Annotated in this window: 19 protein-coding genes and 1 pseudogene; 8 read left to right on the forward strand and 12 right to left on the reverse strand. The window is 51.7% G+C overall.

Features of this window, described 5'->3' with window-relative positions:
- Positions 1–22: 22 nt before the first annotated feature.
- Positions 23–1,396, reverse strand: a complete 1,374-nt coding sequence (locus BV908_RS08620) for a replication initiation protein (protein ID WP_172751365.1) — start codon at positions 1,394–1,396, stop codon at positions 23–25.
- Between the two features lie 560 nt (positions 1,397–1,956).
- On the opposite strand from BV908_RS08620, the gene BV908_RS08625 reads away from it, so the two are divergent.
- Positions 1,957–3,147, forward strand: a complete 1,191-nt coding sequence (locus tag BV908_RS08625; RefSeq protein WP_103737840.1) for an AAA family ATPase — start codon at positions 1,957–1,959, stop codon at positions 3,145–3,147.
- Positions 3,148–3,185: 38 nt separating this feature from the next.
- Positions 3,186–4,253: a ParB/RepB/Spo0J family partition protein gene (locus BV908_RS08630; RefSeq protein ID WP_146052221.1), complete on the forward strand. Its 1,068-nt coding sequence runs from the start codon at positions 3,186–3,188 to the stop codon at positions 4,251–4,253.
- A gap of 200 nt (positions 4,254–4,453) precedes the next feature.
- Here the strand turns inward: BV908_RS08630 and tnpA are convergent, their stop codons facing one another.
- Positions 4,454–4,885, reverse strand: coding sequence for an IS200/IS605 family transposase (gene tnpA / locus BV908_RS08635; RefSeq protein WP_210434004.1), 432 nt, complete (start codon positions 4,883–4,885; stop codon positions 4,454–4,456).
- On the opposite strand from tnpA, the gene BV908_RS08640 reads away from it, so the two are divergent.
- The 3 genes from BV908_RS08640 (at position 4,884) to BV908_RS08650 (ending at position 7,879) form a co-directional block, all read left to right on the forward strand.
- Positions 4,884–6,140, forward strand: coding sequence for an RNA-guided endonuclease TnpB family protein (locus BV908_RS08640; RefSeq protein ID WP_103737842.1), 1,257 nt, complete (start codon positions 4,884–4,886; stop codon positions 6,138–6,140). The two genes, tnpA and BV908_RS08640, sit on opposite strands and share 2 nt — an antisense overlap.
- 681 nt (positions 6,141–6,821) lie before the next feature.
- On the forward strand, positions 6,822–7,283 hold the full coding sequence (locus tag BV908_RS08645) for a hypothetical protein (RefSeq protein WP_172751366.1): 462 nt from the start codon (positions 6,822–6,824) through the stop codon (positions 7,281–7,283).
- Positions 7,271–7,879: a hypothetical protein gene (locus tag BV908_RS08650; protein ID WP_146052222.1), complete on the forward strand. Its 609-nt coding sequence runs from the start codon at positions 7,271–7,273 to the stop codon at positions 7,877–7,879. Before BV908_RS08645 ends, BV908_RS08650 begins: the two co-directional genes overlap by 13 nt.
- Before the next feature lie 394 nt (positions 7,880–8,273).
- Here BV908_RS08650 and BV908_RS08655 read toward each other — a convergent pair whose 3' ends face one another.
- From BV908_RS08655 to BV908_RS22105, 6 genes are all read right to left on the reverse strand, one after another.
- Positions 8,274–8,594, reverse strand: coding sequence for a hypothetical protein (locus tag BV908_RS08655; protein ID WP_103737845.1), 321 nt, complete (start codon positions 8,592–8,594; stop codon positions 8,274–8,276).
- A gap of 213 nt (positions 8,595–8,807) precedes the next feature.
- Positions 8,808–9,086, reverse strand: coding sequence for a hypothetical protein (locus tag BV908_RS08660; RefSeq protein ID WP_103737846.1), 279 nt, complete (start codon positions 9,084–9,086; stop codon positions 8,808–8,810).
- A complete protein-coding gene (locus BV908_RS08665) occupies positions 9,086–9,385 on the reverse strand; it encodes a hypothetical protein (protein ID WP_103737847.1) in 300 nt (99 codons plus the stop codon). The genes BV908_RS08660 and BV908_RS08665 overlap by 1 nt, the downstream gene beginning before the upstream one ends.
- A 60-nt stretch (positions 9,386–9,445) precedes the next feature.
- Positions 9,446–11,257 (reverse strand): DUF4942 domain-containing protein, encoded by a 1,812-nt coding sequence (locus BV908_RS08670; protein WP_103737848.1) that lies wholly within the window; start codon positions 11,255–11,257, stop codon positions 9,446–9,448.
- A gap of 80 nt (positions 11,258–11,337) precedes the next feature.
- On the reverse strand, positions 11,338–11,547 hold the full coding sequence (locus BV908_RS08675) for a hypothetical protein (protein WP_103737849.1): 210 nt from the start codon (positions 11,545–11,547) through the stop codon (positions 11,338–11,340).
- A 1-nt stretch (position 11,548) separates the two neighbouring features.
- On the reverse strand, positions 11,549–11,848 hold the full coding sequence (locus tag BV908_RS22105; protein ID WP_146052223.1) for a hypothetical protein: 300 nt from the start codon (positions 11,846–11,848) through the stop codon (positions 11,549–11,551).
- A 296-nt stretch (positions 11,849–12,144) separates the two neighbouring features.
- Here BV908_RS22105 and BV908_RS08680 point away from each other — a divergent pair, with 296 nt between their 5' ends.
- The 3 genes and pseudogenes from BV908_RS08680 to BV908_RS08690 all read left to right on the forward strand — a co-directional run.
- Complete coding sequence (locus BV908_RS08680; protein ID WP_103737850.1) at positions 12,145–12,864, forward strand: DNA-binding protein; 720 nt, start codon at positions 12,145–12,147, stop codon at positions 12,862–12,864.
- A gap of 1,578 nt (positions 12,865–14,442) precedes the next feature.
- A complete protein-coding gene (locus tag BV908_RS08685) occupies positions 14,443–15,603 on the forward strand; it encodes a replication initiation protein (RefSeq protein ID WP_281631030.1) in 1,161 nt (386 codons plus the stop codon).
- Positions 15,498–15,716, forward strand: a pseudogene (locus BV908_RS08690) (IS5/IS1182 family transposase); the annotation flags it as partial. The gene BV908_RS08685 and the pseudogene BV908_RS08690, both read left to right, overlap by 106 nt.
- A gap of 85 nt (positions 15,717–15,801) precedes the next feature.
- Here BV908_RS08690 and BV908_RS08695 read toward each other — a convergent pair.
- Genes BV908_RS08695 through BV908_RS08710 form a run of 4 tightly spaced genes read right to left on the reverse strand, consistent with a single transcriptional unit; the run spans position 15,802 to position 20,228 of the window.
- Positions 15,802–17,067: a capsular biosynthesis protein gene (locus tag BV908_RS08695; protein ID WP_146052224.1), complete on the reverse strand. Its 1,266-nt coding sequence runs from the start codon at positions 17,065–17,067 to the stop codon at positions 15,802–15,804.
- Positions 17,030–18,055: an NAD-dependent epimerase/dehydratase family protein gene (locus BV908_RS08700; RefSeq protein ID WP_103737853.1), complete on the reverse strand. Its 1,026-nt coding sequence runs from the start codon at positions 18,053–18,055 to the stop codon at positions 17,030–17,032. Before BV908_RS08700 ends, BV908_RS08695 begins: the two co-directional genes overlap by 38 nt.
- Positions 18,052–19,260 (reverse strand): GNAT family N-acetyltransferase, encoded by a 1,209-nt coding sequence (locus BV908_RS08705; protein ID WP_103737854.1) that lies wholly within the window; start codon positions 19,258–19,260, stop codon positions 18,052–18,054. The genes BV908_RS08700 and BV908_RS08705 overlap by 4 nt, the downstream gene beginning before the upstream one ends.
- Entirely contained in the window at positions 19,197–20,228 is a 1,032-nt protein-coding gene (locus BV908_RS08710; RefSeq protein ID WP_246867477.1) for a beta-3-deoxy-D-manno-oct-2-ulosonic acid transferase, read from the reverse strand. Before BV908_RS08710 ends, BV908_RS08705 begins: the two co-directional genes overlap by 64 nt.
- Positions 20,229–20,241: the final 13 nt, after the last annotated feature.

The raw sequence follows: 20,241 nt of genomic DNA on the forward strand, positions 1-20,241 counted from the left end.
GCAAAATCCTTCGCCTGGTTGATCAACTGGCTGGCGGCGTCTTCTCTAAAGCAAGCGAGAGAATGTCATCGGGACTTGGTTTGTTCCAGTCCGCCCCGAACCACTCCTCCCCAAGAAATCCAGCAAATGCGTCTCGAATCATCTTGTGGTTCCAACCGCTGGAGTCAAAGCGTTTGATCATCGGCTGGATGGTTAGCGATGCGCGGAACCGTGCCAGCAGCTCCTGCTGCTCATCTTCCGGACTCTCTTGAAACACTGCTCGCAATTCATCCTTTTTTCGCCTAAGCCACTCCTCATGCAGTGCCGCTTTGTTCATCTCAATCTCCTTGGCCGTTGGCCTTGGAGAATCAGCTTGCTTTAGGCCGGATTGGCCTGTCGGCTCTTGGATGGGATTGCGCAAAAGTGTGCGCAAATAGCCATATGGATTCTCAACAGGCCCCAGCTTCAGGTTCATTGAGATGCGGTTTTCCAGTTCGGCAAGTTTGTTTTCGAAAGCCTCAGCTCCGTGGCTACGGTAGAGCCGCTCAGCATCGGCTTGTGGGACGCCAGCCTTTACCGCTCTGCCGATGATCTGAAGATCACCGTCTTGTACCTTCTCAAGTGGCTTTTTCTGTATCCCCACTTTCGCCTGGGACCGCGCTTTCAGGTGCACCTCAAACTGGATGTCTGAAATCGTCTTGTTGTCGCGTTCGCGGTACTCAGGAAGAAGACGAACCTGTAGTTCAGTATTGCTGTTGATCTCAGCAATCGCTGGCTGCAGCACGTCGCGCTTGAAGTAGCGGTACTCCCCTTTTTCTTCATCGTAAGCTTGCCCACAAAGCACTGGTCGCCACCAGCGCCAGTGTTGTCTAGCAGTCTTGTGGCCAGGGTTGTCAACGTATCTGGCGCAGATCTCGTAGAGCGCCAGCGCTGCATGGGTTCGTAGCTGCGTAATCGACTCCAAAGTCAACCTTGCATAGCGATCCGGGCTCAAAAGCTGTTGTTTGATCTTGCTGTCGTAACGCCACTCCAAGATGACCGCGTTGGTCTTCTTGTTTTTTCTGACAGCCGCGCCACTGAGTAAGCCGCACGCATCCCAGACATCCTCGATCTCGTTCGTCGTTGGGCTCTGCCATTCGACAATCGTCTTCATCAGGTTCGTCAGCGCCTTCTTTATGTGCGCCGTGTTGTTGCTGTCGAAAGCACAGTCTTTGGCGATCTCGTGCATGCGAGCCGAGTATTCGGTCCGATCGCCCTCCTCTTGAGACCGATGAAGCAAGACGTTGTACAGCCGGCGTTCAAAGACACTGATCTTTCCGCCACCCTTGATGGGCATGATGGCGACCGCGTTCACATGTTTGAGCATGCGCTCATCACGCTGCGGTGATTCAACAGGGAACAGGTCCGATTGGCTCATGCATTGATCATAGGGCATGCGTGAGATTGCGGCCACCTTTTCCTCACGTATTCAGACGCATGCATTGCAACAGAACGCCCAATGAGACTCACATACGGAAGACCGGGCCCCATCTTTGAAGCGACCCAGTGGGGGGTATGGCTGGATCATGTGCAGGTGACGTACTCTCATACGTCCATGTGTGAGCTTATTTGGGACTTATTCGCCCCCTTCTTGAGCCCCCATACTCACTCACGCTCACACCCATGGAACCTCACAATGGAGCCCAAAAAGGCTCACCTTGCAACCCAAAAGCACTCACAAACACACCCACAGCAGCTCACGTATTTGGTTGTAAGTGCTTGTTGTCTAAGCCTTTTTTGGTTCCTAAAGGTCTTATAGGGCTTGAAGGGTCTTGAATCTTTCAAACCGAAGAAGAGACTTTGAAAAAAGCCATCCCCTTGAAGAAAGGGGCACTGATCACGCCATAGAACACAAAATTTCAGAAGTGTTTCTACGCATTTTGGTGTTTTATGTATGAGTGGTGGAAAATGTGCTGAGACGCAACCAAGTGAGGCACCATGACCATTCTTCAAGAAATACTCAAACCTGAGTCTCTGGCAAGCATCATGGAGCAGGCAGATCGTGCCGAGTTCCTGATGGAAGCTGTACGAGGAAAGCTCCTGGCACCAGAGAACAAGAAAGAAGCGCCCCGCTTCAACGCAACACAGTTAGCTGCACTTTGCGATGTTGACAGGAATGCCATCTCTTATCGACTTACCAAAGGTGACCTACCTAAAGGGGTGATGAACGAGAGCGGCAACCGCAGGGAGTTTTCTCTTGAGGAAGCCCAAGTGTGGGTGAGAGAGTACAGGGCCAAGTTCCTAAAACCCCCAAAAGCCGATGCTGTGTGCATTGCCGTCGCCAACTTCAAGGGAGGTGTGGGCAAAACCACAACCACGATGACCCTGGCTCAAGGGCTTTCCTGCAAGGGGCATAAAGTGCTGGTTGTGGATTGCGATCCACAGGGTTCACTCACTACGCTGTTCGGGATACTGCCGGCAACAGAAGTCCGTGAGGAAGACACCATCTTGCCCGTGTGTGTCGGAGCTGAACAAAGCATAACCCCCGCAATTCGCAAGTCGTACTGGCACGGGATGGATGTCGTGAGCGCGGCACCTTTGTTATATGCCGCAGAGTTCACGCTGCCATCGCGTCAGATGAAAGACGATAGTTTTAAATTCTGGGACGTTCTCAACGTTGCGCTTGACGAGGCAAGAAGTGAGTACGACATCATTCTGTTGGATACCCCTCCTTCGCTCTCCTATGTGACGATCAATGCAATCTTTGCGTCTGACGGTCTGTTGATGCCCCTGCCACCAAATGCGCTCGCCGTGGCCTCTGCGGCTCAGTTCTGGCGGCTCTTCTCCGATTTGGCTGGCGGTCTTGTGGAGCAACGAGGAGTGACCAAGGAGTTTGATTTTGTTCGTGTTCTGGTGACCCAGGTGAAAACGCGAGGCAACGATGACGCAACCATGGCAATCAAAGACTGGATTCACAAAACCTACGAGGGTAAGGTGATGTCGGCCGAGATCCCCGAAACAAAGGCTACAGAAACAAGCGCTGCGTCCTTCGGAACTATCTACGATGAGTCATCCAAATCCATGATCGATCCACGTACCTATAAGCGCGCGATAAGTGCCTACGATCAGGCGACGGATCAAATCGAGGCGCTGGTGCGTGCTTCTTGGCAACGCCAGCAAGCCGAGTAAGGCTGGCTTTTTACCGTAAACAGTAGGGGGCAGAGTACGTGAGCACCAAGCGTAGGAACATCGGCGAGCAAGTCGCCGCGATTGATATGTCTGCTTTCGAGAACAGGAAGAAGGCATCAGGTGCAGGCGCCGAGTCGCCTGAGCAGTCATCCCGTCCCCACACGGGGGTAGGTATGGTGATGAGTGCCATTTCAGAAAAAGGGAGTTTGGAGCGACAGCTGTCCGATACCAAGCACGAGTTGGATCAGGCCCAACAAAAGCTTGCCCAATTTCAAGATGCTGAGCTAGTGCTTGGCATCGACCCGACTACGATCCGACCAAGCCGATGGGCAAATCGAGATCCATCGAATTTCGTGGGGCCAGTTTGGGAAGCCTTTAAAGAGGAGATCCGGCATGCCGGAGGAAACGTCGAGCCCATCAAGGTCCGAAGGGTGGTTTACGGTAAACCACCCCAAGATACGCCAGAGGTTAAGCACACCTACGAGATCGTGTTCGGGCACCGCCGACACCAAGCATGCATGGAGCTTGGCCTTCCCGTTAAAGCGCTTGTGGCTGAGTCAATGGAAGACAAAGCGCTATTTGCCGAAATGGACCGTGAGAACCGCGTTCGACAAAATCTCAGCGCTTGGGAACAGGGGCGTATGTATACCCAAGCGCTCCAAGCAGGACTTTTTTCGAGTCTTCGCCAGTTGTCCCTTGAGCTGGGTTTGAACCATTCGAACACATCGCGCAGTTGCAAGCTTGCGCAACTACCAGATGAGATCATTGAGGCGTTTCCATCGCCATTGGTTGTGCAGGTACGGTGGGCCAAGGAACTGCACGACGCTCATCAGAATGATCCAACGGGCATCTTGGAGCGAGCACGACAGCTCAAATCGAACAATGGATCTCTTACGCCCGCTGAGATCTTGGCTCGACTGGTGGGCAGGGGGAGGGTCGAAGATGTGGGAGGTGCAATTACGATCACTGTGCGTGGTCGCCCAGCAGCCCACTTGAAGATCGGCGCAAAGGGGAAGGCCTCCATTGAGTTCGAGGCGGGCGTACTTGAGCCCAATCGACATACAGCTTTGGCCAAACTGGTCGAGGGTTTTCTTAGATCAAAGTGAGTTCTGCTCGATAGGTGAGAGGTTTTGGGATTCATCCTTGATGCCTCAAATCGACTCCCAAATAAGCTCACCTATCGACCAAGGAAGACTCCACCGAATAGCGCGAGGGGCTCCATCCAATGCGGTTAGCCGCTTGCGGCCTGGAGGCAAAGCCGTCCGCATTGGCTGGAGGGGGATAGCGCCGCCAGCCGCAGGCTGGCTCAGTCGTCGGGCCTGTCCTGCTGCTCGATGTACTGCCTGATGATCTCCAGTGGAGCGCCCCCGCACGACAGCACGCAGTAACTGCGCGACCAGAGCACGGGCTTGCTGTAGTAGCCCGCCAGGTGCTGAGCAAACACACTGCGCAGCCTCCTGCTGGTGCCCGTCTTGAGCGCATTCACGAAGTCCGCCAGCGCTGCTGATGGCGGCAGCTCAATCAGCAGATGCACATGATCGCTCTCGCCGTTGGCTTGCAACAACTTGCCGCCCCAGGCCTGGCAGCGCTCCCTGGCCTGACTCTCGAACTCTCTGAGCATCGCAGCAGTGAGGCATTTCTTGCGGTACTTCGTCACAAGAACCAAGTGATACTGAAGTGCGTAAACGCAATGATGTAGCTTGTTTATCTGCATGGTGCTGCTATAGTAACCAATCATGAGCGAAGCGAGCAACCTGCGCAAGACAACCTACCGGCTGTACCCGACGCCGAAGCAGGCTGCTGCACTGGCCCAATTGCTGTGCTCGCACCAGCAGCTCTATAACGCAGCCCTGGAAGAACGCATCAGCGCCTGGGCCAAGGCTCGCAAGTCGATCAGCTACGCCGACCAGTGCAAGAGCCTGACCCAATTGCGCACCGAGTTGCCCGAATGGGCGCTGGCCAATTGCTCCAGCCAGCAGATGACGCTGCGCCGCTTGAACAAGGCGTTCGCTGCATTCTTCCGGCGCGTGAAGGCAGGGCAGGAACCGGGCTTCCCTCGCTTCAAGTCGCTCGCACGTTTCCCAGGTTTCAGCTTCAAGGGCCATGGGGATGGTTGGCGCTTCACGCCGGGGGCCGACTGGCGCCATGGCACGCTGCGCCTGTCGGGCGTGGGCCAGATCCGTGCCCGTGGGCAGGCCCGTCAGGGTGGCGAGATTCGCTCCAGCGACCTCCTGCACAAGGATGGCTGCTGGTATCTGTCGCTGACCTTGGCTGTGGCCCAGCCCGAGCGTGAACGCACAGGCAATGCTGCGATGGCCTACGACTGGGGCGTGGAAACCTTCCTCAGCGGCATCACGCACGCTGGCGATCGGGTGAACATCGACAACCCGCGCTGGTGGCAGCAGGCCAAGGGTGAGATCGTGGCGCTGCAGCAGGCCGTCTCGCGCAAGGCCAACAAGCGCTCCAACCGCCGCAGGAAGACTGTGCGCCGCCTGGCAGCAGCTCGCGCCAAGGTGGCCCGCAAGCGTCTGGACTGGGCGCACCAGCAAACGGCAGCGCTGGCAGGCAAATATGCCTTGGTGGCAACGGAAGAACTCACGCTCAAGAACATGACGCGCAGTGCCAAGGGCACTGCCGAGGAGCCGGGCCGACAGATGGCCCAGAAGGCGGGCCTGAACCGGGAAATCCTGGATACGGCCCCAGGCCTCTTTACGTCGTTGCTTCGCTACAAAGTGCTGGAAACTGGTGGCGAATGGGTAGATGCCCCAACGAGACAGCTCAAGCCCAGCCAGCGCTGCCCCAGCTGCTGGCGGGTGGAGAAGAAAACGCTCTCGCAGCGCGTGCATGACTGCGCGCACTGCGGGCACAAGGAATCGAGAGACACAGCGTCAGCCCGTGTCGTGCTGCGCTGGGCTCTCGAATCAAAACCCGGTCAGGAACTGGCCGAGACGGGGTTCATCCCCCGTGAAACTCCATCCTTTGCTTCAGCATAGGGTGGAGTAGTTCATATCCTTGCACATACTGAGCCGGTATGACTCCCAGAATGGCTCACGTACTTGCCAGCAATGACTCCCAAAATAGCTCACCAATCGCCATCGAGTGGCTGGTATAGCTTTCCAGGTGCGTACACACTCTTTCAGCCAAGCATTAGGCTTGAAGCTGCGGGCGTTCTGTGATCCGAACCATCTCAAGCTCGCTAACCTCTTATCAAGCACTCGCTAGCCCTTGCATTTCAGGGAATTCAGCGAGTAAAATTTGCGCCAATGCCCACGGCATTCGTCGCCTAGTGCGGCCCTTTATCAACCCTCATGGGACTAGCGTCCATAGGGTGCAAGTCCTTTCAACAAGGAACTTGTCAAATGAGCACGGTCCGTGTTCTCGCTAGCTTCAGGAGGCAACGTTTCTTTGGCCTCATCCGTGCAACGTATGTTTTGCCCATGTGCCATTTGGTACGCGTGGCAAAAGCCAAAGATCATTACTCCCCTCTCGTGCGATCTGCAGCACTTCGCAATCTTGTTTGCATCGCACCCCTGGAATTCACCAAGGGTGCATGTTATTCAGTGCGTCGTCGCCTAGTCAGAGCCTTTTACGGCATCTGATTTTTCTCGAAAGAGTTATCAACCCTCGGGGTCTCCACCCTGACGGGCAAGGGGCCCTTTCATCTTAGGAAAATCATGACTAAAGCTAAATATCCCATGGGCATTACCCAAGAGATGGTTTCTGCGGCCGAGACCTATTTGCTTGCGAAGGTGCTTGAAGAAGCCGTCGAGCCTGTAGTTACGCAGTACAGCAAAGAAGTGCTGGAGAAGTACCAATTCAAGGCGAGCAGCAAATGGGATGAGTTTGACGAACTGAAAGGTTCTGTCATCCTCGATCCGAAGTTGACATACCTGTTATCGGAAGACGATTGGGCAATTTATTCGGCTGAGACCTTCAAGGCGCGCGATCTGTCGGGCCTCAAAGTCAGCAGGCCTGATAACTGCCCGTACTTGGAAGCCAAGAACCATCGTGTCATAGCTGAAAATGCTTTGATCGATGCCGTAGCTAAGCACCCGAAGCTCGGCAACCTACAGCGCCACCTTTTGACGCTAGATGAGCGTGCAAAGCTCCTGGAGGAATCAAAATGTCCCAAATGACCACGGCTGCAGGCGTGTTTGAAGCAATGAAGCAGATCATCGAAGCCAAAAACTTCGATCTGCTACAGCACTACCAGCAAGACTTCTACGAGTACGACAAAAAAGCCCTTGAGCATTCGTGGCATCCAAACGCCCAGGCAATCTGGATTGTCCGCAAGAATGGCACTCACCTCAACTTCATCGGTTACCACCAGAAGTCAGTAGATATGGTTGAGGCGTCGTTGGGTGCCACTGAAGCCGATAGCTACATCGCTCACGTTTCATCGCGCGGCATCAAGAAAATCACCAAAAGTGAAGCTCTGAGCCTGGCCAAGAAACTTGAGTTTGAAACGAGGAATGGAACGCTACTCTATAGAGGTGAACCTGTGGGGAGCGTAGCCTGTGAATTGCGACGCGAGCTGGGCAACCTTTTTGCGACGGTGAAGATTTGCAAGAAGAGCCTTCAATTCAATTCCAAGTCTGAAGAAAAGGCGGCTCTGTTGACCGTTGCCGGCCATGAAGCCGTTGCCTTCTCGCAAAGTCTCTTTGTGGGCCTGGATGATGTGATCGTCAATGAATCGAGTTTGTTTGCACAGAATGTGACTGCGAAAGCATAATCACAGCACCAAAAAAAAGAGCCCTGGGTTTACGACCTAGGGCTCTTTTCTTTTGTGGGTGGTAATCAGAGATTCCCTTTTCGGCGGTCCTTCTTCTCCTGGCGGTAGAGCAACACCCCCAGCACAACGAAGCTGACCAACAGGATGATGGATAGGAGGTTCAAAAGGTTCATTGTCATCTGGCTACTCCACCGGCCATTGCCGGAACTACGTTCGACTCAGACACTACTATGCAACCAAAAAAAAAGACCGTCAATGACGGTCTTTTCCTTTCTTTCAACATTTTTCTTTCGCTCTCTTCCGCTCAAGGCGAAAGTGCAAAAAGCCAAATACGAACAGCCCTGACAAAACAGAAACTGTCGCCCAGTTCAAAAGAGGGGCAATCATAAAAATCCTAGGATTTGGTCATCTCAGCGTAGCGTTTTGCCATGTTCGAGACCACGTAGGTTCCTACAAAGACGACCAATGCCTGAAGTCTCTCGAAGCTGCTCATATCTCCGAAAGTGACATTTTGGCCGGTCAGAACAACAAACAAGGCCGTAAAAGCCATGTTGTCGATGACAAACCTGAAGAAGCTCAACCCAGTTTGGAACAGGGTTGCGTCACCAAAAGCCCATCGGTAGATAACCTGAAGGCTGGCAACAAGGGTGAAAGAAGCTCCGACAAAAGCCGGAACAACGAATGCGACCATAGCGGCCAGAAGCAAAAAATCCATACGAGTCTCCTTAGTTCATAAGCAATTTCTTTCGAAATATGCGTCGAGACTCGTCCCCATAACGGGGCGTAGCCCCGACATGGGTTGATGAAGTCCTGCACAAGGCAGGGCACTAGCTCAATGAGCAAGTGCATAAATTATATTCCAACCAAACTCATGCGGCAATGCCTAAGAAAAAAACCCGCCAACTTAACGTTAGACGGGTTTTTATTTTTAAGTCGCTAGGATTTCAACCTTGCCCCGCTTACGCGCGGCATTTCTTTGTTGAATGCGTTCATGAGCCTCCAACCATTCCTGCGCAAATGTAGGGAGTCTTAACTGGAGCAAATGCAGTTCATGTCTCTCATCTTTCGATAGAAAGTCAATTACCGCACCGCCCATTGCAGAGGCAAGCTGTGGACTTGCCATCCGCATCCGCATCCGGATCGAACCTACTTCGCTTATAGCATCAATCCGATTCTTGATTTCCGCCAAGTTCATGGTTTCAATCATTATTCGATCCTGATCTCATCAATCAGCTCTACTTCTCGTAGAAGCGAAATCCCATCGATATTGAGCCACTCTTCTGTGTGGGAACAAGTTGACTGCATGTAGCGTGTCCCCTCGGGAGTGGGGAACGCCGTTACAACAAACTGCCCCTGTGCATGGTTGTTCACAATATAGGCAGCAGCCACGCCATCTGGCTTATACAGATGAATGCCCTTCTGACCGTTCATCGAGTAAAAGCCGTGGTGACCCTCGGCTAGATCACTTCCTCGCTTAGAGAATTTCAAAGAATTAAATTCAAGCATTAGTGTCTCCAAAAAAAAATGCCGTATCTACGTTTTCACGTAAATACGGCACTAGGTTGATTAAGCCGCTTCAAGCATCAACTGGGTTTGCTTTTCATAGCCCAACGCGGGGCCTGGAAAGATACCAGCCGCTTCTTGCGCAGCTTCGACAGCGCCACTGAACGCCTCCAGCTCCATCGAGCGATCACTCGCCTGATCCGAAAGCATGGCATATGCGACGTTGCTGTACCGAGAGAAGCTACTTTTGCGAAACTCCTTTTGATAGGAATCTTGCAATTTTTCACCTTCATCGTATTGCTTCTTGAAGTCCTGATTGGCTTCTTCCCAATCGGAGGGAATCCAATTGCGAATCTTGCCAACAAAGCGATTCAAGCGCTCGATCACTTCCATGTTCTTGGGATAAAAGTGAATCGTGCCGGCTGCGAAGTAAAACCGAAAATCAAAGTAACGTGTCGAGTAGCGCTTGCCGTTCTCAACCTTTTGGGTTTTGAATGCACTCACCAATCCATCATAACGGTCAGTAACACCGTCAAGATAGCCAAACACCTTGTCCACATCCGACAAGAATTGTTCACCCTCATAGGAGAGACCGCTGAGATATGAGCAAGTAAATCGAGGCAGTATGAAACGTGTCCGCTTCACTCGCATTCCAAGCTTCTTGTGCTTCGCATTAGATTTCCACGACTTGTAGAAGACGACATTATCGTTGGACCGATTCATGATGTTGTCGAACAACCCACAGATCATGTCGTTGTAGATATCGCCCATATTCATCACGACTCCTTTAAGGAAGCCGTACACATTGGAAAGCGTAAACTCAAGCTGATAAATTTGCTCAGCCTGTGCCTCAACTTTCCTTCGTGCCTGGTTGGACAGTTTGTCCGTCAGGAGACTTGAGCGAATGATCTGCGCCCAAGCCTTATTCTTCAATTCGCGGTAACGCTTCTCGAAATCCTTTCGCGCTTCTTCGAGAACACTTTCAGATGACACGTTTCTGAAGTCGTTTCCGACTCCCTTGGCCTGCATTTCCTGAAGTGAGATCCCAAGCCCATTCGACTTCCTTGATGCAATTGCGATTGCCTCCGAGGCTATTCGTGCCGCATGAACTGCATCTTTGAAATTGTGAATGGTGTTCTGGATAAAGTTTTCCGGAATTGCCACCGCCTGACAGATCTCGGGGGAAATCTTTTCGATGTCATGTTCGTTGTCACCCTGTTTCAACCCGTCCATGAAATCCAGAAGCTTATCAAGGCCTGTGGGTTTCTTTTCGAGGTAGATAAGAGCAATTTCGACCGTGGTCTTCCGCTCCACATGGTCAACGAATTCGTCCTGGTAGAACTCAACGTTGCCGTGCTTGGCAATCAAATCCACCAGCCGGCGTCTTTCAACGCTGAAGGGGTTCTTGATTGTTTGTGCATTAACGATGGCCACCAACTCTGCATCGTAGAGACAATCCCACGCATGCAAAACATGCTCGGCGCCCTTCGAAAAGGGTGGGTTCATGATAACGTGACTCACTGTTGCCAGTGATTCAACGTCCATGAAATTAAAGCCGACGATCTTGCATCCCAGAGCACGAAGATCGGCATGGTGAGAAACATCAATTTCAACGGCCGATTTCTCGACTGACCTGAGCCACCATTTGTTTCGCGCGTGGTGCCTGAATCGCCGATCATCATCACGCTCGCCCATTATTTGACCAATATAGGGCTCGAATTCATCATCGCTGATATCTTCAAACCCGTTGTCCAAATGCCGCAACAAGTGGCCTTTACCAGCGCTTGGATCGCAAATGTGTCCAAGGGGTCGCTTGAACTTCATTGCCATTTTCAGTGCTGTATGGGCTCCTGTTGGAAAATACTCGTAAGACATGCCTATCTCCAAAAAAAAGAGACAGGTGCCCCTCCCTGAGCGGGGGGCACCCGCCAGGGTTAAAGGGCTAAGCCCAAGAGTTAATTGACGTTGGCCGTCAATTGCACACGCGCAATCTTCACCAGTTCGTGCGGCTTCCAGCAGCCCGTCCAAGTGTCGTTGTTCGCATGAAATCGTACCCAGCCCAGTTTGTTGGCTGAGACGCGAGAGACTCGGATCGTGTGAACCGAATCGTTGAAGATCAAGATGTCGCCAGGTTTGACCTGATCAGCGCGCATGGTCGTCGCCATATCACGCCCCACACGTCAAAGTGACTTTTCGTTGATCAGCCCGAGCGCGACGGATTTCACGGGCAACTAAGTTGCGCAGCGAAATTGCGTTTGCATCTCGGTATTCTTTGAGCGCACGGAACGTATCCAGGCCTGGGGCTCGATCCCAGCGAAGGGCCAAACCTTCACCTTGCGCCAACCGCACGTCCATCAGGTCGCAGGCCAACGCAAAGGTTTTGCATTGAGCTTTGTAGACTGGGCTGTTGTGCCAAGCCTCAAAACCAATGCAGACTTTCTTGGGGGGGGTAGGTGCTTGGTTCATGTCCAATTCCAAAGGAAACCGAACATTCACCAGCCTAGGCAAAGTGTTTGCCCGGAGGTTTAAAAGGGTCGCCATCAAGGCGAACAAGAACTTGCGTTCAAGTCCTTTTATCGTACCACACGCTAAATAATTCGCCCACCCTCCACTCCTTCCACGCCATAGCCTGAAAGCTTCCTACTACGCCTGGTCTGCGCTGCGAAGATGAAGATCATGGCCATCGCGGCTACGCTTTCTAGTTTGTTTGTTTGTTTGTTTGTTAATGGGTAGAATCGCGCACCTCTTCAAACGTTCGTGCCATGCGCCCTACCGAATTCACCAAAGACGAAATCATTAACGCTGGAAAGCAGTTGCAAGCTGCAGCTCGTGGAGTCACTGGATTCGCTTTACGACAGCTGATAGGCGGGGGCAACCCCACCAGGCTGAAACAGGTCTGGGACGACTACATTTCCACGACTCAGGGAGAAGCCGTCAACATACTGGCTACAGACCTCCCCTCCGATGTAGCTGAAGAGCTGGAGAAGGCTAAAAGAGGCATGCTTGAGCACCTCCACACCCTCACTCTCAGCCTCAATGCCACCGCAATCAAGAATGCAGAGCGACGTGCCGAAGAAGCGGATCGAAACGCCCGTGAGATCCGTCTGAATGCTGATCGTGAGTTAAACGACGCAGCCACGACCGTGAACGATCTTGAGGAAAAGCTAACTCAATCCCAACTCGCGGTTGATAAGCTGATGGATCAGAATCAACACCAGCTACAAGAGATCGCAAAGCTGCAGGAGCGCATCGATCAGATGACCATTGCGGCTGACAAAGCGCGGGCCGATCACTCTACGCTTGCAGCTCTTTTGGACAGGGAATCGGCCGCCAGTAAAGCTGCGCAAGAACGAGCTGAAAAAGCTATTGCCGAGGCGGCCAAGCTCCAAGGTATTCTCCAAGGCAAAGGGAATGCCAACGATTCGAAGGGGTCGCTTGTGGCAACCGCTGCCTCGGGCAAAGTCAAGAAACAGGGCGCCTGAAGGTTCGCTCCATTGACGACAAGGCCACCGCAGCATCGATCTTGTCTACCAGCGGGGGAACGCCCTGCCCTCACCCCCTGCCGTGTCGCGCATTTTGCGGTTCAATAAACAGCCCACAGCGCTTTCTGAAGGCCCATGCTGCTCACACCCGCGCACCAGGCGGTAGCCACGGGTGAAGCGCCGATGATGCGCGCATTCAAGCTCATCTCTCATCCACGCCTTCCCAGCGCTTGAAGGGATGCTTCCTGAGGCCATCCAGCCTCTAGAGCCTGTAGTCACTGCGCTCCATATTACTTTGCCGGCCCACGGTGTCGAAATGGACCCGCCCGCCGATCCCCCCCTTCTGCTCAACACCGAGCACTGGTGCGACCAGGCATGACACTTGTCCTACTCCTTGGCGAAAGGGGTGGATGAGTGTCTTTCTTTAATTCCGACGAGACTGTTCAAGTACACACCTTTCAAGATGAGTGAGTACAAACATTGAACCCCAAAACCCCGCAGTGGATTGCACAAGATTGGGAGGTGAGTTGCACAAGAAAGGGTATTTCTGGCAACGCGCCCGTCCTACCCTTACGGTCGAACGGTAGCGCTTGACGGTGTAACTCGACACCAGGCCCCCCCGCTTGGGAGTCACATGGGGCCAACCGACACAAGAAAGGGTATAGAACCAGACACCCTTCCATCAAAAAACCACCACTGCCGCCGAGAACTTGCCGGCGATGGCCATGGAGCCATTGAAGAAGCATTGCTTTTCAAGGGCCGCAAGCCACTTACCCACACTGGCACTGCTGCACTGGGTTGCACAAGAATGGGTATAGATGGTCCAGTTTTCCTTTTGAATTCAGTCACTTACGGACTGGCGTACTTGCCGAACAGTGAACAAGAATTGCACAAAAAAGGGTATAGATCTACCTACAGAGCATTCAGCAAACGACAAAGTGCGGTGAAGTTGCACAAGAAAAGGTATAGATGCCCCGCCCCTAGCTGTCTATGTTGCACAAGAAAAGGGGTGAATGCTATTGCAAGCTCTGTGTGCGGCTGCACAAGAAAGGGTATGTTCGCCCACGAAATTGGCAATAAATTCAGCGACTTACGAGTGGTCAATCAGGTGCAGAGATAGACGGCATGTGCACAAGATCAGGTATAGAGGGCGCTCATGGATCGGTGTGGCCTGAAGACCGCGCATCAATTCGCCTAGTGCCGGTCCAACTTCTCTCCCACTTGCACAAGATAGGGTAGTGAAGGCATGCACCAAGGCTTCCAGCTTGCACAAAGAAGGGTATTGATGCGCACAAACGCAGGTGATCTACTGCACAAGAAAGGGTATTCTTCGACACAACAAAGGGTATAGATGAGCACAATCTAGGGTATGGGCAACACACTAAGTTGTTGATCTATAAGCCTTTTACGTCGCCTAAAGGTATTAAATGCCTTAAGGGTATTGTTAAATCACCTAACAGCTGGCTGGCAGTTCAAGAGTTCATAGAGATCGATATGAAGAGCACCAACAAACCGACCGCAGGCAAGAGCACTTCAGTCGAGCAGCAAAGCCAAGCTGAGCCACAGCTGCCCATGCTCATGAGAGGCCCTCAAGACCCTGAATTTGATCTTCCAAAGTTCTTCCTCTCTACAAAGAGGACCAAGGGTTCAAGCGGTAACAGAACAGGGAAGTTTCAGAAGTCAAACGCTCTTGTTCACAACAACCCCCAGGTGGCCATGACCGTGATGCAGCAGAAGATGACCAACATCTGGCTAAAGAATGCACAGCAAACCCCGGCTGTCCCAGAGTCGGAAGTGAGATGGAAAATACCCACGTCTGAAGTATTCGGTCAGTTAGAGGTTTCAACTCGGAATCACAAGCACTTAGAAAAGATCATCAACCAGATGATGAGTATTAAAGTGCGATGGGATGTGATGAACGAGAAGGGGATCGCTAAGAACTACGCGGTTGTATTCCCTTACTGCAAGGTCGAGCAGGGAGTCATAACATATGAGATCCAAACTGAAGTTATAAAACTTCTGAATGAGTTTGAGTCTTATACGAACATCAACCTGAAGGAAATCAGCAAGCTAAGTAAGAAAAGCTCTATTCCCCTCTATGAGCTGGCGTCCCGCTATTTGAATATTGGCTATAGCCGGTGGTTTGAGTGGGATAAGTTTAGAGACATGCTTGTTGCCGCTGATAACATTCCAAACAATGCTAAGTCTTGGGCTCTTTTTAATGCCCGATATCTCATGCCAGCGGTTGAGGATGTGAACGCGCAAACTGACATTTTAGTTACTATTGAACAACGGAAGTTCAATAGGAAGATAACCCATGTTCGGATTGCCGTTACCCACAACAATAACAAGAACTCACTCAACAATGTTGCACTGGCAGGTCACTCCCCAGAAAAGTTCGAACTCTTCTCCCAGTTGATTGTTCTAGGATTCCGTGAAAAATCAGCACAATTGCTTATGAAGCAGTATTCAGCTGATGAGATAAAACTAGCAATGGAGTACACAAAAAAGCGGCTTGAAGCTACGAATCTGACTAAACTGCAGTTTCCAGATAGATATCTATCCCACGCATTGAAAAATAAGCTTTATTTGGAGCCTGCGAGTTTTACTAACGGAAAATCGCTTGAACTTTTTGCCAAAGGCTGGGGCGCCGTATCTGGAAGAAGTGGAGCGGTTATCACCGAAGAAGCCTGGTGGAAACCAAGATGCATTGCTTCAAGCGCTTGGGCGAGCGGGTGATGGCGCGAACGTTTGAGCGCCAGGTCACAGAACTGCATGTGCGGGTGGCTTTGCTCAACCGCTTCACACAACTTGGGCGCCCGGCAACGGTGCCTGTGCCTGCTGTGGCGTAGCTGCGTCTGGGGCTGGGCTTATCTCGGCTCGCTTCTGGTTTGTGCAACAAAGCCGGTCGGGGGACGAGGGTTTTTAGAGAGTCCCTCAAGCATCTGGAGATGCTGCTTTTACCAACAAGCGCTGGACAAACTGCTCTACCGCCACACGCCTACCTTCGGGGTGAAAAAAAACCCCACGAATCTGTGTTCGGTGTACCAACAGTTTGACAAAAGCATCCAATAACTGCGGATCTGAGGCGACACCTTCGGTCCAAAACGCATCTAGTCCTCCGCTGTGGGTCAGCCCCCGCACATCATAAACAGCCTGCCCTAAAACTTTCACAGGCCGTCCTAACTGAAGAGCTTTGAGGCCTGAGGTACTGTTCACTGTGACAACGCCTTCTGCGCCAGCCATCATGCCATCCAAATCTCCACCTTCCAGGTAGTGGACACGGTCCTGGATACCCCACCGGTGTGCAGTTTGATGAATGTGGACTTTCCAGTTAATCAATCCAGGATCCCACGGATGAACCCTGACCCATAAGTTGAAATTCTTCGGTGCATGACTTGCAAAGGAGGCCAACACCTCGTCAATAGCCGCCGTCATTCCAGGGTAGGGCGAATAAGCGCGAATTTGGAAGTCGTGGTCAAGTTGCAATGGGAAAACGAAATAAGGTGAATTATTTTTTTGCAGCTCGCATAGCATCTTTGTTACTTTTTTTGTACGGAGTTTAGCGAGAAGCAAGGATCGGCCCATTGCAGGAAAATAAACGAAAGGATGTGGCCTCTCTACTGATATTTCGTAGTGCGGAAAAAGAACACTTAAAAGCGCATCGCCAAGACTGGCTACCAAATCACCGACAGACATGCGCCATCCACTGTCTTGATATTTTTTAGCGAAATCAATCGACGGTATGTCTCGCGCCAAGAACATAATATCTTCTGGATTTTTCGGCATGGTAGAATTTCCACCCATGCCATTAGGCTCCAGGGTAATCCAGTCCGGCCGAAAATAACCAAAATCTGTAGCCATTACACGCACACCCAGATTTTTCGCAAGCACAACCGCTTCTTTATGGTATTTTCGTTGTTCACCTAGCAAAACCAAATCCGTAACACCATAATTAACAATATAATTTTTCAAAAAATCAGGCCACTCTTTCCGGCACCCCCGAAAATTCATTGCGTTTTTCCCGTGCCAATACAACCAATCACCAAAAGACAAGTTGATACGAGAAACACGCTGCCCATGCCGTTCCAGCACCTCACCTACAGACCTGAAAAAGTCACAAGGCATACCCTGCAAAAAAACAAAATGCCGCACGATTAATATTTCAATCAGATATACTATTTTCAGCAACAAACCACTCAAGAGAACGTTGCAAACTTAGTCGATAATCTACCCGCCCCACTTCAGCACCGTGGGATTTGAGCTTGCTTATAGGGTGTCCGCATGTTTTCCCAAAAATCTGCACTATCAAAGGATGCAATGCAGGCTCCCGCATTGGGGCTGCCCATAAAAACGGTGCAGCATAAGAATGCGCTAACAAATTGACTATACCGTAGGGTAAATCAACCACCTTCCCACGCACGTTCAAACCACTCTGCACATCGCGCAGATAGTCAGCCCAGCTGATCTCCCACGGATCGCGCACGTTGTAGACCTGCTGGTGCGCCTGCGTGCTCATCCCTGCCCAGAGCATTACATCCACCAAGTTTTCAATGTCGAGCAAACCCGCATGGTGTAACCCTCCATCGACTGTCAACATCCAGCCATCCCGCAACGCCTTGCCAATCCGGGAGACAAAGGGACTCCGAGGGCCCACTATATTTCCTGGGCGCAACACCACATAGGAAAGCCCAGTATGAGCACCATTTTCTTGTACAGCAAGATCACCAAGACGTTTACTCTCGCCATAGCCGTATGCCACTTTTCGCAGAACAGTCGACTCATCGGCAGGTAATACGGGAAAACCATAAACATCAAGCGTTGAAAGATGCACAAGACGTTTTAAGGAAGATCCATTTTTCGTGACGGCGGCCAGCAAAGCATGTACACCCTCCACATTGGTCTTGGCATATGTCTGCCATGGCCCCCATGTGGCTACATTGGCCGCACAATGGAATAAGTATGTTACACCTTCCAGCATTGCATTCAGCGCTTCTACATCCAATAGATCACCGTTGACAACACGACATTGCAGAGCCAAATCTGCAGGCAGGCGCACAGTATTCCGCACCAATACAACCACCTTGGCACCATGGGTTAACAATCGACGAACCAAGTACTGCCCTACAAAACCAGTGGCTCCGGTTACCGCCACAGTTTGGTGACGATAAGCGTCTGCCTGGGGGCTCATGGGCCCTCCTTGGAGCCATCGTTTTTAAAGACCGCTTTATCTTGAACACTAGACGGCTTATTCAACAAACCATAACCCCAGCCTATCAAAGGATTCAGTACTGAATAGGTGCAGCAAATTGCATAATGAATGGGCTCCAACCGCGCTCCAACATCAAGTTTAATAGGGTAGGTGGTCAAACCCATTTCAATACGCCGAACTTTCAGATCAATACCCGCCTGAATAACCGCCTGAATCACATAAAGATACAGACTATCGTTCACCGGCTCCGATCTTCCAAAATACAGCCAGCGCAAAGTATCTTTATCATGCAAAAGCAGCGCATGACCTACAAATATTTCTTCTCTAAAAAAACGTATTATTTTTGCCCGCCCACCGAGCCGTAGAGATAATTCTCTATAAAAATCTGACGTCAGGACTTCACGCTGAAACTCATTTGCACGCTCGTGCACCACATGCCATTGACGACACAATTCTTCAGAAATTCCTGAAAAATCCTCTATCAGATCATGCCGAACACCTAGCTCAGCATTTTTTCGCAAATGATTATTAATTTTGCTACGGTAGTAACTTTTCAGCGCCGCACGATATTCTTCAACCGAATCCCAGAAAATATTCAAATAGGTATTCGGAAGCCCTAAAATCCATTGATAACCAAGATCCCCAAGCTTCAAAGCCCAGTTCGCCTCTAATTTCTCAAAATCCCGCAAAATCATCAAAAATATATGATTTTTGCGCGCATAGGTTTTCAGGACGTCATGCAATCGATCCACAATTTCGCCCGGATCAATATCAGGATGCAAAACTATAGGTGGACTATTCAAAATAATGGGTGTTCCACACTCCAGCATTCTCAGCTTGAGAAAACCCGGAAAAACCCTGCGAACCGATTCAAGCCACCTGCGTAACCATGGTGGAGAAAAAATGGCTATGTCTGTGGTTACCACATAAAAGGTCGCCAGCGCCACTGGCTGATCGTCTTCATCTCGAAATAGTACATATCTGTAACGAAAATCGTTGAGACGTGACTCCTCAATGATTTTCCAAAACGTATGCGAGAAGGTAATAGAGCGCTCATTCAGAAGAGCGTCCCAATCCTGGGGGTCCACATCATGTATGGTTTCAAACACTTGCGCCCGCATCATGTGCCCTTGCGACGTTTGCCGTCTTGCCACCACGCCAAAGCCTGCAACACAGGTCTCCATGCTCGGCGCCACGCGGGCATTTGTGCAGCAGCGCTGCTGCGCCAAGCATCCAAGTCGTCCAGCGCCCGTTCGGGCGTGGAGTCGGCACTGCCAGTTTGGCTGAAATACCGGGGGTACAAAATCAAAGCCCCAGCCACCAAGGCATCCAACGAGAGCAGGCGCCTCCGGCGCTCCGGTGGGTGGACATCGGTGGTAAGACCCCAGCCTGCATAAAACGGTTGGCCATAGCAAACAACCTTGCGCCCACGCAACAAAGCCTCGAAACCCGCCAGTGATGTCATGACATGCACCTCATCCACCTGTTCCAGCAACTGGTGCATAGGCGCATGCAAGACAAGCTCATCGCAGTACTCCACCACCTTGGATTCCTGCAGCCCGCGCAGGCGAAGTCCGGCAACAACATCCGGATGTGGCTTGTAGACGATATAGGCATCTGGGCAGGCCGCACGCACGCGCTGCAACAGTGCCAAGTTGCCACGCACAACCGGCGATCCCCAACGGATAGACGCATCGGTCTCCACCTGCCCGGGCACCAGCACCACCTTTCGGCATTCCTTGGGGCGACTCCAAGAGCCCGTACCCACGTTGTACTTGGTCAAACCCAACTGCACGATGCGCTCGCGTAAAGCACAAGCGCGTTGCAACAGTTCCGCAGACCAATCGACGGTGGCCAGAATAGATTCCAGATCGGTCTCACGCGTAGCATCAAAGTACATGCCACGCCCATCTACCACCCACGACATAGGCCGGATCCAGTCAGCTCCCAGGCCGACAGAGCGCAAGAAGCCGTCCTCCACATGAATCACTCGAACACCGGGTGCCAAGGTTGACAGACATGGCAAACCCCACACCAATAACTGCGCACCTGCTGGCACACGCTTTACTGAATCCACAAATACCAGCCGTTCTGTTTTAATGCAGGCGCGCAGATACCGACGTTTTCGCAGCGCAAAACCGAGTGCATACATGGTATCGGGAGCC

This window comes from Diaphorobacter sp. LR2014-1, from assembly GCF_002916785.1.
GTDB classification, from domain to species: domain Bacteria; phylum Pseudomonadota; class Gammaproteobacteria; order Burkholderiales; family Burkholderiaceae_C; genus Diaphorobacter; species Diaphorobacter nitroreducens.

Bases quoted from the DNA above. Each gene is read 5' to 3' on its own strand.
- BV908_RS08665 (WP_103737847.1), bottom strand. From the start codon at position 9,385: ATGCTTGAATTTAATTCTTTGAAATTCTCTAAGCGAGGAAGTGATCTA.
- BV908_RS22105 (WP_146052223.1), bottom strand. From the start codon at position 11,848: ATGAACCAAGCACCTACCCCCCCCAAGAAAGTCTGCATTGGTTTTGAG.
- BV908_RS08660 (WP_103737846.1), bottom strand. From the start codon at position 9,086: ATGATTGAAACCATGAACTTGGCGGAAATCAAGAATCGGATTGATGCT.
- BV908_RS08655 (WP_103737845.1), bottom strand. From the start codon at position 8,594: ATGGATTTTTTGCTTCTGGCCGCTATGGTCGCATTCGTTGTTCCGGCT.
- BV908_RS08705 (WP_103737854.1), bottom strand. From the start codon at position 19,260: ATGGAGACCTGTGTTGCAGGCTTTGGCGTGGTGGCAAGACGGCAAACG.
- BV908_RS08670 (WP_103737848.1), bottom strand. From the start codon at position 11,257: ATGTCTTACGAGTATTTTCCAACAGGAGCCCATACAGCACTGAAAATG.
- BV908_RS08645 (WP_172751366.1), top strand. From the start codon at position 6,822: ATGACTAAAGCTAAATATCCCATGGGCATTACCCAAGAGATGGTTTCT.
- BV908_RS08685 (WP_281631030.1), top strand. From the start codon at position 14,443: ATGAGAGGCCCTCAAGACCCTGAATTTGATCTTCCAAAGTTCTTCCTC.
- BV908_RS08680 (WP_103737850.1), top strand. From the start codon at position 12,145: ATGCGCCCTACCGAATTCACCAAAGACGAAATCATTAACGCTGGAAAG.
- BV908_RS08675 (WP_103737849.1), bottom strand. From the start codon at position 11,547: ATGGCGACGACCATGCGCGCTGATCAGGTCAAACCTGGCGACATCTTG.
- BV908_RS08700 (WP_103737853.1), bottom strand. From the start codon at position 18,055: ATGAGCCCCCAGGCAGACGCTTATCGTCACCAAACTGTGGCGGTAACC.
- BV908_RS08650 (WP_146052222.1), top strand. From the start codon at position 7,271: ATGTCCCAAATGACCACGGCTGCAGGCGTGTTTGAAGCAATGAAGCAG.
- BV908_RS08620 (WP_172751365.1), bottom strand. From the start codon at position 1,396: ATGAGCCAATCGGACCTGTTCCCTGTTGAATCACCGCAGCGTGATGAG.
- tnpA (WP_210434004.1), bottom strand. From the start codon at position 4,885: ATGATTGGTTACTATAGCAGCACCATGCAGATAAACAAGCTACATCAT.
- BV908_RS08710 (WP_246867477.1), bottom strand. From the start codon at position 20,228: ATGTATGCACTCGGTTTTGCGCTGCGAAAACGTCGGTATCTGCGCGCC.
- BV908_RS08625 (WP_103737840.1), top strand. From the start codon at position 1,957: ATGACCATTCTTCAAGAAATACTCAAACCTGAGTCTCTGGCAAGCATC.
- BV908_RS08640 (WP_103737842.1), top strand. From the start codon at position 4,884: ATGAGCGAAGCGAGCAACCTGCGCAAGACAACCTACCGGCTGTACCCG.